The 15988-nt window shown below is 36.2% G+C and carries 16 protein-coding genes and 1 riboswitch; of the genes, 2 read left to right on the top strand and 14 right to left on the bottom strand.

The window, feature by feature from the left end; all coding sequences use genetic code 11:
• Positions 1–275 precede the first annotated feature (275 nt).
• Positions 276–917, bottom strand: a complete 642-nt coding sequence (locus CLOS_RS12885) for an HAD family hydrolase (protein ID WP_012160271.1) — start codon at positions 915–917, stop codon at positions 276–278.
• 129 nt (positions 918–1046) lie between these two features.
• On the opposite strand from CLOS_RS12885, the gene CLOS_RS12890 reads away from it, so the two are divergent.
• Together CLOS_RS12890 and CLOS_RS12895 are read left to right on the top strand one after the other, a co-directional pair.
• Complete coding sequence (locus CLOS_RS12890) at positions 1047–1580, top strand: phosphatase PAP2 family protein (RefSeq protein ID WP_012160272.1); 534 nt, start codon at positions 1047–1049, stop codon at positions 1578–1580.
• A 101-nt stretch (positions 1581–1681) separates the two neighbouring features.
• A riboswitch (molybdenum cofactor riboswitch) is annotated at positions 1682–1805 on the top strand.
• Positions 1806–1934: 129 nt separating this feature from the next.
• Positions 1935–2831 carry a substrate-binding domain-containing protein gene (locus CLOS_RS12895; RefSeq protein ID WP_012160273.1) on the top strand — a complete coding sequence of 299 codons (897 nt, stop codon included), beginning with the start codon at positions 1935–1937 and terminating at the stop codon, positions 2829–2831.
• A gap of 103 nt (positions 2832–2934) precedes the next feature.
• Here the strand turns inward: CLOS_RS12895 and hcp are convergent, their stop codons facing one another.
• The 13 genes from hcp to ant(9) all read right to left on the bottom strand — a co-directional run bounded on the left by hcp (position 2935) and on the right by ant(9) (position 15977).
• Complete coding sequence (gene hcp, locus CLOS_RS12900; protein ID WP_012160274.1) at positions 2935–4599, bottom strand: hydroxylamine reductase; 1665 nt, start codon at positions 4597–4599, stop codon at positions 2935–2937.
• Between the two features lie 675 nt (positions 4600–5274).
• Entirely contained in the window at positions 5275–5532 is a 258-nt protein-coding gene (locus tag CLOS_RS12905; protein ID WP_041719362.1) for a hypothetical protein, read from the bottom strand.
• 147 nt (positions 5533–5679) lie between these two features.
• Complete coding sequence (locus CLOS_RS12910) at positions 5680–6165, bottom strand: CD3072 family TudS-related putative desulfidase (protein ID WP_012160275.1); 486 nt, start codon at positions 6163–6165, stop codon at positions 5680–5682.
• On the bottom strand, positions 6158–6733 hold the full coding sequence (locus CLOS_RS12915; protein ID WP_012160276.1) for a CD3073 family putative ECF transporter S component: 576 nt from the start codon (positions 6731–6733) through the stop codon (positions 6158–6160). The genes CLOS_RS12910 and CLOS_RS12915 overlap by 8 nt, the downstream gene beginning before the upstream one ends.
• A 173-nt stretch (positions 6734–6906) precedes the next feature.
• On the bottom strand, positions 6907–7206 hold the full coding sequence (locus CLOS_RS12920) for a hypothetical protein (protein WP_012160277.1): 300 nt from the start codon (positions 7204–7206) through the stop codon (positions 6907–6909).
• Complete coding sequence (locus CLOS_RS12925) at positions 7207–7971, bottom strand: glycoside hydrolase family 25 protein (RefSeq protein ID WP_012160278.1); 765 nt, start codon at positions 7969–7971, stop codon at positions 7207–7209.
• A gap of 190 nt (positions 7972–8161) precedes the next feature.
• Positions 8162–8395: a hypothetical protein gene (locus tag CLOS_RS12930; protein ID WP_012160279.1), complete on the bottom strand. Its 234-nt coding sequence runs from the start codon at positions 8393–8395 to the stop codon at positions 8162–8164.
• A 136-nt stretch (positions 8396–8531) separates the two neighbouring features.
• Positions 8532–10508 carry a sodium:solute symporter family protein gene (locus CLOS_RS12935; RefSeq protein WP_012160280.1) on the bottom strand — a complete coding sequence of 659 codons (1977 nt, stop codon included), beginning with the start codon at positions 10506–10508 and terminating at the stop codon, positions 8532–8534.
• A gap of 80 nt (positions 10509–10588) precedes the next feature.
• On the bottom strand, positions 10589–11359 hold the full coding sequence (locus CLOS_RS12940; protein WP_012160281.1) for a cyclase family protein: 771 nt from the start codon (positions 11357–11359) through the stop codon (positions 10589–10591).
• 14 nt (positions 11360–11373) lie between these two features.
• Positions 11374–12192, bottom strand: coding sequence for a BKACE family enzyme (locus tag CLOS_RS12945; RefSeq protein WP_012160282.1), 819 nt, complete (start codon positions 12190–12192; stop codon positions 11374–11376).
• A gap of 25 nt (positions 12193–12217) precedes the next feature.
• A complete protein-coding gene (locus CLOS_RS12950; protein WP_012160283.1) occupies positions 12218–13390 on the bottom strand; it encodes a thiolase family protein in 1173 nt (390 codons plus the stop codon).
• Between the two features lie 236 nt (positions 13391–13626).
• Entirely contained in the window at positions 13627–15033 is a 1407-nt protein-coding gene (locus tag CLOS_RS12955; protein WP_041719368.1) for a sigma-54 interaction domain-containing protein, read from the bottom strand.
• A gap of 110 nt (positions 15034–15143) precedes the next feature.
• Positions 15144–15977 carry an aminoglycoside nucleotidyltransferase ANT(9) gene (gene ant(9), locus CLOS_RS12960; RefSeq protein WP_012160285.1) on the bottom strand — a complete coding sequence of 278 codons (834 nt, stop codon included), beginning with the start codon at positions 15975–15977 and terminating at the stop codon, positions 15144–15146.
• Positions 15978–15988: the final 11 nt, after the last annotated feature.

Here is a 15988-nt window from a genome sequence, read left to right on the forward strand (position 1 = left end):
ACTGTCCGTTTTTTATTATATAATGATAATCATTATTAGTCAATCCGAAATGTTTTATGGAAACAATCCTCTATCAAGGCCATTCCTATTCGAAATACTTCTATATTGTCCGGTGTTCAATGTAAAATATGAAGGTATATTTTAAAAAACAAGAAATATTCTCGAAATTTCTCAACAGCTTAAAGATTTTAAAAGGATGAATTATAAAAATGACATGTTTTTATCTTACAGATAAAAGCATGTCATTTTTTCTTCCATCATTTTAATCATATCTATTAGACTGTTGGAAACAAAGTTGTTAATTCCAATAGAGAGCTTATTTTATGATCGTATCCATCAACATCCCCATAGCCATAGTGAGCAAAAATAAATGGAACCTTCGCAGTTAAACATGCATTCCTATCTCCTTGGGTATCTCCAATATATACTGGATTTTTCAAGTTGTTTCGTTCTATAACTAAGGAGATGTTATCCGCCTTTGGTAATCCTGTACCTTCTGCACATTCGTAATCCACAAAATACTGTCCAAGCTGGTGATATTGAAAAAATCCTTCAATATAACCATTCTGACAATTACTCACAATAAACAGCTTATATTTTTTAGAAAGTTCCTGTAGAACCTGCTCTAAATCATCGAAAAGCTTTCCACCCTGCTTCAATATGTATTCACATTCTAACGCGCAGCATTCTTTCATGATTTCTCCCTGAGCACTTTCGTCTAAATACGGAAAGAATTTCTGGCCAATCTCTTTAATTTGAAGTCCCATAACATTTTTTAAATCTTCTAGGGTAATTTCTGCTCTGACATCTTCTCTTTTTCTGAGCACACTATTCCAAGCCGTTAATACCAGCTCTGTAGAGTCCCATAAGGTACCATCTAAGTCAAAAATAATACCATCTACATTTGAAAAATTCATCTATTTTCCTCCCTGTTATTTATTGATATAATTCTATTGTACCATCTGATATAATGATTTACATAGGATTACTGTATTTCTACAGCTGGTTTTAATCTACATTTTAACTTTAAAGGACTGATATTTCAAATGGAATTAATTATTGAACTAGAAAGAAGTATTTTATTGTTTTTTCAGAGCATTCGATCGGCACCTATGGACAAAATTATGATCTTTATAACGACCCTAGGGGATTCTGGCTTACTATGGATCTTAGTTTCCATAGGACTCATATTCAATAAAAATTTTAGAAGAGTAGGCATCATATCCTTACTATCTTTGCTTCTATGCTTTCTTCTAAACAACATTGTAATAAAAAACATCATTCAAAGGCCTAGACCCTTCTATAGCATACAGGACCTTCGTATCCTAATTTCAATACCCAGTGAGTTTTCTTTCCCGTCAGGCCATTCCAGCAGTAGTTTTGCAGCTGCAACCGGTATGTTTCTAGCATCTAAGAAAAAGGTCTTCTATCTATTTTATATTTTGGCTTTCTTTATTGCCATATCTAGGGTATACGTTGGTGTACACTACTTGTCCGATGTTTTAGTCGGTGCCTTCGTCGGTATTTTATGCGGTGTTATGGTAAATAAGCTATTTTTAAAATATATCCCTGAAAAATAAGAAATGCTCTGCATCGGTGAGCAATTCCCCTTTGAACCTTGCGGATTCATCAGAAGGATTGACACCCTTTTTCATTTTAAGTATACTAAAATACAGAAGCTATAACTAAATATCTCCGAGTTCATCGATCCTAATACCTGTTTTCGTAATGGTCTATGAGCCTGTAGGGTATTGTGGGAAACTTCAATGCCTCCCATTGTGGAAAGGAGTACTATGCAGATCCCTATTTCTATCACTCTATTAACTTGCGCCTTTTTTAGGCGCTTTTTATTTTTCTGTATAAAATCTCAAACTGGCAAGAAGTCCCTTATCTAAAGTTATAGTTGAAATTTAAACTAAAGGGAGAGATTGGTTATGAAAAGAAGGTTTAGAGAATTATCGCTTATTTTCCTACTATTCCTGTGTATTTTTGCTGTTGCTTGTTCTAATCCAGCAACTACCACACAGGAATCAAATGGAAGCAATGTACCAAGTGCCACTGTTGAAACGACCCCTATAAAAAATAATGTATTGATTCTTTCAACCACCACAAGCACAGAAAATAGTGGATTGTTGGACTATATATTGCCTGAATTTACAGAAGATACTGGATATGATGTCAAGGTTATCGCTGTAGGCACCGGTCAAGCCCTAAAAATGGGCGAAGATGGTGATGCTGATGTGTTGCTTGTTCATGCCAAAGCCTCTGAAGAAGAATTCATTCAAGCTGGACACGGTATGGAAAGATTCGATGTAATGTACAATGACTTTATTCTATTGGGACCAACTGAAGACACTTTAAACTTAAAGCAAGTAGCGGCAAATGATATCGTAAAAGCATTTACTTTAATCGCAGAAGGCAATAAAACCTTTGTATCTAGAGGCGATGACTCCGGTACACATAAAATGGAATTAAATCTTTGGAAAGAGGGAAATGTCCAGCCTTCTGGAAAATGGTATGTGGAAGCAGGACAAGGAATGGGGGCTGTGATTCAGATGACAAACGAACTGGAGGGCTACACTTTAACTGACAGAGCTACCTATTTATCCATGATGAATAATCTTGACCTTCAAATTGTAGTGGAGGGCGATACAAAATTATTTAACCAATATGGTGTCATCGCTGTTCATCCAGGAAAGAACGATAAAATCAACGCGGATGGTGCCGATGCCTTCATAAAATGGATGCTTTCAGATAAAGGTCAGCAATTAATTGGAGAGTTTGGTAAAGCTGAATTTGGCCAATCTTTATTTATACCAAATGCTAAATAAATGCTATTCTACGATTTCAGTAGTCTGTAAAATATGGGTAAGCATAAAATAATACATAAGAAATGGGCCATTCTTTAAAGAATGGCCCATTTCTTACTCTATATTAAGCTTCTGCAGTAGCTCCTAAGAACATTGCAATATCATCTTCTACATTTGTAATGCCACCGATGCCAAAGTTTTCTACTAAAACGTTTGCAACGTTTGGTGATAAGAATGCAGGAAGTGTTGGTCCTAGGTGAATATTTTTAACACCTAAGTGTAGTAGGGCAAGTAAAACGATTACCGCTTTTTGCTCATACCATGCAATATTATATGAAATTGGTAATTCATTGATATCGTTTAACTGGAATACTTCTTTTAGCTTTAATGCGATTAATGCTAATGAGTAAGAGTCGTTACATTGTCCAGCATCTAATACTCTTGGAATACCACCGATATCCCCTAAGTCAAGCTTGTTATATTTGTATTTTGCACAACCAGCTGTTAAGATCACAGTATCTTGCGGTAATTTATCTGCGAATTCTGTGTAGTAATCTCTGCTCTTCATTCTTCCGTCGCAGCCAGCCATAACGAAGAATCTCTTAATCGCACCAGATTTAACTGCATCGATCACTTTATCTGCCAAAGCAAATACTTGCTCGTGAGCAAATCCACCTACGATTTCTCCTCTTTCAATCTCTACAGGCGCTGCACATTGCTTAGCATGCTCGATTACTTCTGAAAAATCCTTTGTTCCATCTGCATTTTCTTTTACTCTCTTTAATCCTTCAAATCCAACTGCACCTGTTGTATAAACTCTATCTACATAAGAATCTTTTGGCGGAACTAAACAGTTTGTTGTCATAACAACTGGCCCATTGAATGTTTCGAATTCTTTATCTTGTTTCCACCATGCATTTCCATAGTTTCCTACAAAGTGGGTATACTTTTTAAATGCTGGGTAGTAGTTTGCAGGAAGCATTTCTGAGTGTGTATAGACATCTACGCCAGTTCCTTCTGTTTGCTCTAATAATTGCTCCATATCTCTTAAATCATGTCCACTGATTAAGATAGCAGGGTTATTTCTAACACCGATGTTTACTTTTGTTATTTCTGGATTACCGTATGTTGAAGTATTTGCTGTATCTAATAGAGCCATTCCTTTAACACCAACTTCTCCAGTTTTAAGTGTTAGGGCAACCAAGTCGTCTGCTGTTAAGGAATCATCTAATGTTTTAGTAAGAGCTTCTTGCATGAATGTGTAGATTTCATCATCTTCATATTTTAAGTTATATGCATGCTCTACATATGCAGCCAAACCTTTTACACCAAATACAATTAAGCTTCTTAAAGAACGAACGTCTTCATTTTCAATTGCTAAATATCCTGTTTCTGGAGCTTTTGCTTCAAACTCTTCTACAGTGTTTGCAGTCCAATGAGCTGCATCATGGGTAATATGATCTACATTTATGCCTGCATCAATTACTGCCTTCTTTGTTTCTTCTCTTAACTGGATTGCTTTTTTGATTCTATCTACAAATACACCTTTATCAAAGTTTGCATTTGTAATTGTTGCAAACAACCCATCAACAATAAATTTATCTGCTTTATTTGTAGTAAGTCCTGCTTTTTTAGCTTCTAGGTTATAGAATGAAATTCCTTTTAATACATAGATTAAAACGTCTTGAAGGTTTGCTACATCACTGGTCTTACCACATACACCTCTTACAGTACAACCTGTTCCTTTTGCAGCCTCTTGACATTGATGACAAAACATTGAAACTGACATAATTAACATCTCCTTTTCCTGTTCATTTTGCTCATATATACATACTACCATCATCTATGCGGGTAAACTGTGACATCTATCACTTTAATTATTGATTTTTATCACAAAATCTTGATAGAAATTTGTTTGTTTTTCTAAAATAAAAGGTTCTTGTTTACAATGACAACCTTTATACTGCACATTTTTTAGAATTTCAAGCAAAGAAAAAGTTCGTAAGGACTCCTATTTCCTATAGGAGTCCTTACGAACTTTAAAATAATATTCTTTAGAATTCTTTCTATTTAAATTAGCATCCACATCTTCGTCTATTGCCAAAAACACAACATAATATGACAATCAAAAATATAATAGAAGATATATTGTTGTTTCCACATCCACAAGAGCATTTTTTATTATCAACAACTTCAAACATATATCCCACCTACCTTTTTAAAATTTGTTCTCCCTTAACACATCATCTTCCATATTCTGCATGAGTTATAGTGATAATATATAGTATGAAATTATGCTTGAACTGCTCTATTTTTATGAAAATTTATTATGCGTTTTATAAAAAAACTTCTATAAAAGCATCATAAGGAAGATTTTTGTAAGTAGAGCTTTCCTATTCGTTATAAAAAATAAAATTGAGGTATCGTATTGAAACGTTACCCCAATTTCTCTTGCTTTAAATTTTTAGAATCTACAGAAGGAGTCTTTGCAAAATAGTACAATAAGAAGTAAGAAGAAGAATAGTAAGCTATCTCCCAATTCTCTAAAGATACCGCAGTTGAAGAAAATTATAACCAATAACAGGAAGAAGAACAGTAATGAGCTTTGGTTTCCAAACAAATTGCCAATGCCGCTGTTTCCACCGCCACATCCTCTATTATTTGTGACATTTCCAACTAAATTTTCTCCACATAGTCCTGCACTTTCAACATATTCACTCATATATTACACCTACCTTTTTATAATTTAGCTTTGTAATATATACTATGAAATTAAATGCAAACGGTTCTATTTTTTTATATAAAAAAACAGGGAGTTCTTTCTATTAGAAATAGGGTACGTAAGTTTCAATATGAAAATGCGTATCCATTAATCTAAAATAAAAGAGCGAAGATCCTTCAGTACTTCTTCATTCTCACCCTCTATATAATGCTCTGGAATATCGAAATAATCCAAATGAATATTTTCTGCACTCATTAAGTTCACCAGTTCTTCAATAAAAACGCCCTTTTCTCCCAAAGTGTCACACGATGGGCTGCCGCCGATACCCAACAATCCAATAATTTCATAGCTATTATTTAAATATTCCTTCATCTGATGAACAACTCCTGTTGCTAACTTCCTACAAATACTTCTATATTCTAGGGTATCGTATTCTTTCTTCGTCATAGGGGGACGACTTTCACCTAAAAAAGTAAATTCTGGACAAGGCAATTGAACAATGGATATATTCTTGTCCAATAGCACCTTCAAAATACTATTAAAAGCTCCTTGTGCTCTCTCCCAGTCTCTTATGACAGCGTTTTGATTTAAAACGCAATGTGCTGTATAGATGATTTTCTTTCTTCTAAGCATTTTTCTGTGCTTGATGATTTATCAAATTTTTAGGCAGAGCGTTCAGTAACATAGAAACTAAAATGCAGCTGGCAATTTTATCGATAAAGTTTCCTGTGATTCTTGGGATAAAAGCAGCTGTGAAGATTTTTTGTCCAGTGGATAATAACCATGCAAAGATGAGGTCAGTACCGCCTCCTGTTAAACCGCCATATACAAATACGGATATTGGCGTTCCGATCAGTGGCGCTACTACAGATAAGATCACGCCCGTAATGATGGCAACCTTAAGGTCAAATTTAAATCTTTTAGCTATCATCCCTACAATTACTCCAATAACTACATTTACAATAGCAAATGGAATGTTTTTAGGATTCGTGATCATTCCTTGAATAATGTTCGTTAGTCCCCCTGTCAATGCACCTGCAAATGGCCCTAATAATGCAGCTACAAAAATCGTTCCTATGGTGTCTAAGAACAACAATGGGATTTGTAAAGCCTGTACAACTGTTCCAAAAGCGATATTAATTACAATTCCCAGTGAGGCCATAATCATAGCATTTGTAGACTTAAATGGCGAATTTTTCAATGTAATTCCTCCTACAAAATATAATGAATTTCATAGCTATTCTATTATACCTGTTAAAAAAAATACAATTGAAATTACAAATCTATCCAACTTAGTCTATAGAAATATTCAATTATCTAAATAATTGATCTAGGCGCAGTAAAAATGGTAGGGTTTAAGCCCTACCATAGCCTTTAAGGTTCCACTCTCTTTTTCAGGGCCTTGGGATCCGTTATCATCTCATACCCACCCATACTTGCCATAGTTATAATGATTGCATTCACTACAGTTAATACGATGCCTTTCATCCCTGTCTCTACCCGAGCAAATGCAAAGGTTAATATCAAAGAGATCATAAACGTATATATTCTTATTGCTACATCACCAAATCTATTTTTAATTAGCGTTTTACTAAATTGCACAATCAATGTAACTGCCGCAACAAGACCTGCAAAGGTCGCGAGCATTTCTACTGTTATAAAGTTTTGATACATTTAAATTTCCTCCCCTTTATATCGAATCATTACCTTGTTATCCTTCCAATCTACCTTATATCCTAGTTTTTCTAGGAATCGTACGGGAATATAATTTATATTATCCTTCCATATTCCCTGAACCTCCATGTCTTTTCCGTGAAGATTTATTTGAATGGTATCGAAATCTTTTTCTTCATTCCCAGTAAAGAAAGATAAAGGTTTCGTTCCCATCAATCTATTTAAATCTAAATAACCACTATAACCATTTAACTTTCCTTTATCTGTGTACTGGTGAATATCACAGGGATAGATGGGTGTACTATTTAAGGTGCCATCATTTCTGCCGTAATGAGGTATCCACACAGCATCAACTTCCTCTAAGTTCAAATTGAAGGTTTTATATAGATGATGCCCTATATAAATGCCTACTTTTTTTGCTCCAAGGTCTCGAAGTGTCTTTACATAGGCAGACACCCCACTGCTCATATCGTCCATGGATTGTTCTTCTACATCAATAAACCAAATGGTTGGGTTGAATTCTTTCGTTCTGTTGTAAAAATCCGTTGCTTCCACCCTCATGTCCTCTATGGAGGTGCCCCGCACCCAAGCATAGGCAGCCGTAGGAATTCCTCTTTTTTTAAATTCTCTATGGTGCGTCTTATAATGCTTATCTATTAATCTAGAGCCATATTGGGTGCGAATGATTACCAGCTTTACTTGTTTTGCCAGTTCATCATAATTCATATTTGCTGGCACCTGATGACTGGAAATATCAATAATCATAGTTTTATCCTCCTTTCCTTAATCTGTTGTCGTCTTTGTCATTGGTTTCTAATTTTTCTGATCCTCTCTCGTTGCTCCATCTTATGACGGCGCAAGGTACTAGTTGCTACTCTCTTCTAAGTACTACATGGAATTCAAATAAAAAAGCTAGCACATTTTATAAAATAAAATGTACTAGCCTTTTTATTTTCTATTGGTTTAGCCCAGCAGCAAACTGATTCATAATCGCCATTACTTCTTCTATACATTCTGGCTTCAATAGCGCCATGGCTTTTGGAACCAATCGTATCATATCTTCTTGAGTAAAGTGACCCGCTGATAACTTCTGAAAACTTTCGAAGAATAATCCCTTTGCTTCCTCAACCTTATCCTCTTGTACTCTTTCCAATATATATCCTAAAAACATCCCTTGTCCTTGGTCCATCCTTATCCTCCTTCACTTTTATTTCACAGATCCATTTTATCAGAAAAACACTTCCTAATAAATAAAATTTCCAAAGCCTCCTTTTATCGACACAAAGACCTAAATCTTCTACCGATTTAGGTCTTTACTTCTTTGCTTAAGCTAATTTAGGATTTTTATATTGGCTTACGATGGATTTTCCTTTCTCTGTTATTTCAACTTTTCTTTTAAACATCCCTTTTTCAAGGATATATCCACGACGAGCCAGATGTGAAATCATACTGGACATTTGTAAGGATCCCATGTCATGGTCTTTCGCAAACTTTCCAGCTTTATCAGGGTCCTTTAGAACAATTTCTAAGAAATCTACGTATTTAGGGGTAAGATATTCTTTCATCATCCGATCTTCATTTTCATTTAATTTCGGTAAGATGGATTCTCCTTTTTCAGTGATATTAAAAGTAAAGAATTTACTTCCTACCAATCCAGCTCTCTCAATATAGCCTCCTTGATCTAGCCTTTCAATAGATTCATTAGAAATTTTAGAATCCACCTTTAATCCGTCCGTGATATCCGCTAGGTATTGATGTCCAATTCGAATCATTTCCAATACTTTTAAATCAAATGGATCCAATTTGATATTTTTTCGATTGCTTTCATTGGCTTTAATATTCCATTCAGCAACACCATAGTATTTAGGCGATGCAGTTAAAGCTGCTATAATTCCTACAACAAGGGATACTAAAAATCCAACGATTGCCATGTGTGTCCAATTTCCAATTACAAAGATTCCGGTCAGCTCCGTTACTGTTAAAGCAATCATCGTAATCATTCCTGATAAAACACCCCAGAATGCCCCTCTTGAATTAAACCTTGGCCACAACGCTCCTAATAAGAGAAGCACTGCTGGCGGTGTTAACCAAGCGTTTGCAAATGCAAATAAATAGGTTGGTCCTCCTGGGAAAAATGTCATTCCCCATGTAACTAAAATAATTAATGCCATAATACCTTTGCTTGCCTTTAGCGTTTCTTTTGGCGTTGCAGTTTTGTTGATCATCCTTTTATAGATATCACGCGTTGCCGTAGATGTTGCTCCCATTGCAGATGTTGAAGAAGTAGACAATGCGGCTGCAGCAGCACCTACAATAAATAGAGAACTTAAGAATGGGGGAATTACCTTGGCGATTACGCCATAGGCTGCTGTATGAGCAATACTGCCTCCCGCTAATGTGAAGACTTCTGGCATTGCAGTACCTGCATAAATCCCTATAAAGGATAATGGAACCATAAACACAATAATTAAATAAATAGAGCCTATGGTATAAGACTTTTTCGCAACCTTTTCGTTTCTACAAGAAGCAATCTTGATCCAATAATAATTGTTCCCCCATACCAATGCTGTTCCAAATAATATGGCAAAAGTAATAACGCTGGGATATTTCATGGATAATCCAGGTAAAGTTGCACCTGATAGTCCTTGGTTTATCCAATCGCCACTTAACCAAGTATTAAAATATTCCATACCGCCATATTTACGAACTAAGATCATGAGGAAGACTGGCACTGCAATGGTGCCTATGATAACTTGTATAAAGTCTGTAATGGTGGTTGCCCACATGCCACTCATGGTTGCAAAGATTAATATTACTAAAAACCCAACTGCTGTAATTAAAAAAACTGGCCATCCTGTATACCCTGAAACAATAGAGGAAAGGGATACAATATTATTCGCTAAAATACCGCACATGCCAATGACTGATGTCATGGCTACCAATCCTCGGACTCTGCCATCATAACGTGTTTCAAAATATTCTGGAAGGGTTTGTGCTCCAGATCTCCGAATAAAATTAGAAAATAGATTTGCATAAAGTAATAATCCGAACAGAGAGTATATTACACCCCAAACAATGCCGCCTTTTATTCCATATAAAACTGAAAAACCTGGGGCTAAGGTAATACTTGTTCCTGCAAAACCAATGGCTACAACGCCTAAGATATTGACTGGCAGGCTTATTTCTCTTCCTGCAATAATAAAATCGTCAGAATCTGATACCCACTTTTTAGCAATAAATCCAGAGCCTATTAAGAGTGCCAAAAATATAACCGCATATATAATAAAAGCTATATTCACCATTATTGAACCTCCCTATTATTGGTTTTATGAAGCATATTTAATAATTCCGATCTTTCAGAAAGGGCGCACCCTTTCTGAAATTAATCTTCTACAAAGGCAACTGCACGAATCCATCCAGCACTGGCATCTTTAATCTTTACTGGGAAACAGAAAATTTCACTTCCTATGATGGGTAATGCATCTAAATTGGTCAGCTTCTCTATATGGCAGTAAGCTTTTTCTGCGCCTGCACGATGTCCTTCCCATATGATCTCTTTATTATGAGTATCATTAAACTCCTTTGCAATCAATGGTAGAGGGCGGTCCCAGCTCCAAGCATCCGTTCCGACTACCCGAACACCTTGTTCTACAAGCCATAAGGTCGCCGCTTTCGTCATACCGCACCCCTTCGATAAATATTCTTTCGTTCCCCAATATTTGCTGGCACCAGTATTCACCAATACGATGTCTCCTGGTTTTAGGCTATACTTAATTTTTTTGAAGTATTCTTCAAAATCTATTGGCTCCACTTTATATCCATCTGGCTTATCCTTAAAATCTACTACCACCGCTGGACCATAAAACCAATCCAAAGGAACCTCATCAATGGTCCAAGCTCTTTCTCCCTTATTCATTGTTGGATAATAGTGATAAGGAGCATCAATATGGGTTCCTGCATGGGTGGATAGCTTTATAAATTCTACAGCCCATCCATTTCCCTCTGGTAAATCCTCTAAAGTAGCATCTCCAAAATACGCCAGCATATCCGATGCTGTATCCTTATGATTTTGATATTCTATATGTGGTATATAATCTGGCGGATCACTGGGTAATCCACTTTCTATTGCAATACTTAAATCTACAATTTTCATCTCTGCACGCTCCTTTATTTTAGTCCTAAAATTTCTCTTGCTTCCTGTGGTGTTGCAACTTCATTGCCACTTTCACGAATGATATTTGCTGCACGGGTAACGAATTGCGCATTGGATTCCGCCAATTCTCCTTTATTAAACATAACATTATCTTCCATACCGACTCTAATATGCCCACCCATTGCAATTGCTGCTAGCATAATTGGAACGTGTCCTTTTCCGATTCCTAAAGCAGACCATGTAGATCCTTCCGGTATTAAACTTTTTAAAAATACTAGATTTTCTATGGTAGCAGCCATACCACCTGCTGCGCCTAAGACAAATTGATAGTGGAGAGGCCCTTTTAAAACACCCTTCTTTAAATAATATAAAGAATTGTAAACCATACCGCCATCAAAAATCTCTATTTCTGGCTTCACATCATAAGCTTGCATTGTATGACCTAACTCTTCTAAAAAGCTCGGTGTGTTTAAAAATACTGTTTGATGCATCCAATTCATACTGCCACAATCATAGGAAGCTAATTCTGGCTTTATAGATTTTAGATGTGCTTGTCTCGTTTCATCGGTTGCATTTAAATCTCCTGAAGTCGTTAAGTTTAAAACGATATCACACTTTTCCCTAATTAGTTGAACTGTTTTTTCAAATCTTTCCTTATCCATGGTGCCTTGACCTTCATCATCTCTCATGTGAAGATGAGCGATTGCTGCTCCTGCTTTATAGCATTGATACACGTCTTCTGCTATTTCTTCTGGGGTTAAAGGTATATTTGGATTATCCTTTTTAGTTGGCCAAGCTCCCGTTGTTGCCACTGTAATAATAGTTTTTCCCATTTCATTCATCTCCTTTTCATTATTTCTAATCTCTCTCTAGCAATAGGGCTACTCCTTGTCCGCCACCACAGCAGAAAGTGATTAAACCTAGATGAGCGTCTCTATCTCTCATTTCATAAACCATTTTTGTTGTTAAGATGGCGCCTGTTCCTGCCAGTGGATGGCCAAGAGCTATTGCACCTCCATTTACATTCAGCTTCTTTTCATCTATGCCTAATTCTTTTATACAAGCTACTGTCTGAGCAGCAAACGCCTCATTTAATTCAATTAAATCAATATCCTCTAAAGTTAAATTTGTCTTTTCTAAAATTTTTCTAGTAGCTGGAACAGGACCGATTCCCATAATATTTGGATCTACACCTACAGCAGTAAAGGCTTTATATCTTGCCAATATTTCTACCCCTAGTGCTTTTGCCATTTCTTCTTCCATAATTACTACTGCAGCAGCACCATCACTCATAGGTGAACTATTGCCTGCTGTTACTATGCCATCTTCCTTAAAAACTGGCTTCAACTTTGCCATTGCCTCTAAGCTAATCTCTTCTCTTATGGTTTCATCCTTTGAAACGATTTCAGTTCTACCTTTTCCCTTCTGAACTTCTATGGATAAAATCTGTTCTTTAAATTTACCCTTTTCTTCTGCCAAAGCAGCCTTTCTATGGCTGTTATAGGCATAGGCATCCAACTCCGCTCTTGTAAGCTGGTACATACTAGCAAGATTCTCAGCAGTGATCCCCATATTTGGATTTCCTATGTGCTCTGGTGAAAGATTTAGATGACTGCTGAACTTAGGGGGCGTATGAGCATACGCTGCTTCCTGCTTCAGCATGATATATGGCCTGCGAGAGTCACTTTCAACGCCTCCAGCAACGATTACTTTCGCCTCTCCCAATTGAATCATCATTGCTCCCAGTGCAATCGCATTCAGTGAGGTACCACATTGTCGATCTACTGTAAGTGCTGGCTTTTCTATAGGGATTCCAGCCTCCAACGATGCCATTCTTGCCATATTGTTTACATCATGTCCCATCAAATTACCAAAAATAACCTCGTCTATCATGGTTTTATCGATACCAGATCTCTTAATAGATTCTTTAATCACTTCAGCTGCCATTTTATAGGGTTCCACAGATGATAAAGCACCTCTGAATTTACCTACAGGTGTACGAACCGCTGAAACGATTACAGCATTTTTCATCAAATCCATCCTCCTTTACGAATATTTACTATACTATTACGCAATTACCATGCCAGAAATAAAAAAAGAAAGAACCTTGAAATTCCTTGCTTATAGCAATGTGAATTCAAAGTTCTTTCTTTTTACTGTAAATATAGGTTTACACTTATAATTAAAATTCTCAATATTCAGTGAAAAAACAATATTTCATCGTAATGTAATCTTAAGTTTATATGTAAACTTAAGGTTACAAATCTCTAACCTTTTATTTCATACTTTTTTAATTTTTTATAAAAGGCGGTTCTGGATATTCCTAATTTCTTTGCAGCTTCTGCTTTGCTTTTGGAATTCTCTAAAGCATTGATAATCGTCTCTTTTTCCAGCTCCTCTTTTATGTCTTTAATCTTTGACATATTGTTTTGACTGATTTTATCAATAAATTTAGGGTTTTTACTTCTAAAATAATCCTTAAAGTGAACCCATTCTAAAGTCTCCCCCCACGAACTATTCATGGCTCTCTCCACTATATTTTGCAATTCTCTTATATTTCCAGGCCAGTCATAATGTACTTCTGTAAGTTTCATTTTGGCATCTTCTGATATTCCTGGAACCTTCATTCCTAGCTGGAAGTTTAATTTTTCTATTAGACTTTCCACGATTAAAGGTATATCTTCTTTCCTTTTTCTTAAAGGAGGTATGACAATTTTCAATACATTTAATCTATAAAACAAATCACTTCTAAACTTTTTCTCTTCTATCATCTTCTCTAAATTGACATTTGCAGCAGCTATGACCCTTACATCAACAGGTATACTTCCTTTTCCTCCGACTCTTTCAATTTCCTTTTCCTGCAATGCTCGTAATAATTTCGGCTGAGAAAATAAAGGGAGTTGATTAATTTCATCGAGAAACAAACTGCCTTTATTGGCCATTTCAAACCGACCTTCTTTTCCACCTTTTTTAGCCCCTGTAAAAGCACCTTCCTCATATCCAAAAAATTCAGACTCTAAAAGTTCTCTCGGTATGGCAGAGCAATTTACTTTTACAAAAGGAAATGAATCCCGATTACTTAAGTCATGGATGGAATGAGCGACTAATTCCTTCCCTACGCCAGTTTCCCCCTCTATTAAAACAGTGGAATTCGTTCTGGAGGCTTGAATAATTTTCCTCTTTAATTCTTGAATTTCTGGACTATCCCCTACAATATGATCAATGGTATACTTAGCGCCTCTAATCTTTTTTAATTCTTGTTGGTAATATTCCAGCTGAGTAGCCATACTATTAATTCTAAAGGAAAAATCAATGGCATTTTCCATTCCCTTTATAATTACATGAATAAACCCTGCTACTAATTTTCCTTGCTTATTAAAAATAGGGATGTATGTAGAAAATGATTTTATCTTAGACGGTCCCTTTGCTATGATCACATGTCCTGTAATTGGCTTTCCGGTTTTAAGAACGAAGTCGATTTTAGTATCTGGAATTAAATCCTTCACATATTTTCCCTTCACATCCTCCAATTTTATTCCACCCATCATCTCAGACCAAGTATCATTTACGTATACATATCTTCCTTGAGCATCAGTAATAACCACACCATCCAAGTGATCAATAATCAATTTCGTAATTTCTGGATCTACATTTCTTATATCATCTATGCCCATAGATTCCCTCCTTACATTATGCTCCTCCAACCCATTCTTCTTATTTCTTTGTAGTATACTACAAAATATCGGATTCATGTAACTTGTCCTAGGTGTCATTTTTTTCATAGCTACTTTACATTGGCAGATACCATACTTCTTTTTTGTCCTCTTTCCTCACATATACCTAAGCAAGATTCTATGGACTTTTTCATATGATTAACGACTGCTGCCACTTCGGAGCTCAGTCCTTCCCACTCATCAACATATTCTCCTCGATAGGCTTTTCTAGCCAAACTCAATACAGCTGCTTGTTCTTCAGATAGCTTGGGTATAGCCCATTCTGCAGCTACATCCTTTGGAGAAATTTCACCGACAGCTACTGTCAGCCACATTCTGGCTAGAGTTAAAATCACGTTGCACTCGTCACCCTTTATGCTCCCAATTAATCCTGGTAGTGAGTCCATAATCGCTCTTCGAATATCCGTCATCGGCACGGGTTCCAGTATTTCTGAAGCATTTTGTCCAAGAAGAGAAATGCTATTATTTCTCACTTGATTTAAAACGATGGCCAAATCAGGATCATAAACGGGTTCTGGAATTTTTCCTTGCTCAAATTCGTCCCTGAGCCATTCACCATAGATCAATTCATTTTTGGGCGGATATTGCCAAGGTACTACATCTACACGATTTATAATCGTAACTTCAAGCGGTCGCACAGAATCTTTATTTCCTATTTTCCCAGAGATCGTCATGAATCTAGTGACTAATTTTCTTCGCTTTATTTCTGTTAGCCTCTGATTTACGATCACTAAGACATCCACATCGCTATGAATACGCAATCCACCTTCTACGGCAGATCCAAAGAGATATACACCAACTACTGCATTTCCAAGCAGCTCCTTTATAACCTCTAATGCTTGAGTTGCTTCCGTCGGTATTATTTTCTTATTCAAATCACTCATCAATTGTAAAC

It is taken from the genome of Alkaliphilus oremlandii OhILAs (assembly GCF_000018325.1).
GTDB classification, from domain to species: Bacteria; Bacillota; Clostridia; order Peptostreptococcales; family Natronincolaceae; genus Alkaliphilus_B; species Alkaliphilus_B oremlandii.

What these genes read in the sequence shown, in the direction of transcription:
- CLOS_RS12885 (WP_012160271.1), bottom strand. Translation starts at nt 917, where the DNA reads ATGAATTTTTCAAATGTAGATGGTATTATTTTTGACTTAGATGGTACC.
- CLOS_RS12890 (WP_012160272.1), top strand. Translation starts at nt 1,047, where the DNA reads ATGGAATTAATTATTGAACTAGAAAGAAGTATTTTATTGTTTTTTCAG.
- CLOS_RS12895 (WP_012160273.1), top strand. Translation starts at nt 1,935, where the DNA reads ATGAAAAGAAGGTTTAGAGAATTATCGCTTATTTTCCTACTATTCCTG.
- hcp (WP_012160274.1), bottom strand. Translation starts at nt 4,599, where the DNA reads ATGTCAGTTTCAATGTTTTGTCATCAATGTCAAGAGGCTGCAAAAGGA.
- CLOS_RS12905 (WP_041719362.1), bottom strand. Translation starts at nt 5,532, where the DNA reads ATGAGTGAATATGTTGAAAGTGCAGGACTATGTGGAGAAAATTTAGTT.
- CLOS_RS12910 (WP_012160275.1), bottom strand. Translation starts at nt 6,165, where the DNA reads ATGCTTAGAAGAAAGAAAATCATCTATACAGCACATTGCGTTTTAAAT.
- CLOS_RS12920 (WP_012160277.1), bottom strand. Translation starts at nt 7,206, where the DNA reads ATGTATCAAAACTTTATAACAGTAGAAATGCTCGCGACCTTTGCAGGT.
- CLOS_RS12925 (WP_012160278.1), bottom strand. Translation starts at nt 7,971, where the DNA reads ATGATTATTGATATTTCCAGTCATCAGGTGCCAGCAAATATGAATTAT.
- CLOS_RS12930 (WP_012160279.1), bottom strand. Translation starts at nt 8,395, where the DNA reads ATGGACCAAGGACAAGGGATGTTTTTAGGATATATATTGGAAAGAGTA.
- CLOS_RS12935 (WP_012160280.1), bottom strand. Translation starts at nt 10,508, where the DNA reads ATGGTGAATATAGCTTTTATTATATATGCGGTTATATTTTTGGCACTC.
- CLOS_RS12940 (WP_012160281.1), bottom strand. Translation starts at nt 11,359, where the DNA reads ATGAAAATTGTAGATTTAAGTATTGCAATAGAAAGTGGATTACCCAGT.
- CLOS_RS12945 (WP_012160282.1), bottom strand. Translation starts at nt 12,192, where the DNA reads ATGGGAAAAACTATTATTACAGTGGCAACAACGGGAGCTTGGCCAACT.
- CLOS_RS12950 (WP_012160283.1), bottom strand. Translation starts at nt 13,390, where the DNA reads ATGAAAAATGCTGTAATCGTTTCAGCGGTTCGTACACCTGTAGGTAAA.
- CLOS_RS12955 (WP_041719368.1), bottom strand. Translation starts at nt 15,033, where the DNA reads ATGGGCATAGATGATATAAGAAATGTAGATCCAGAAATTACGAAATTG.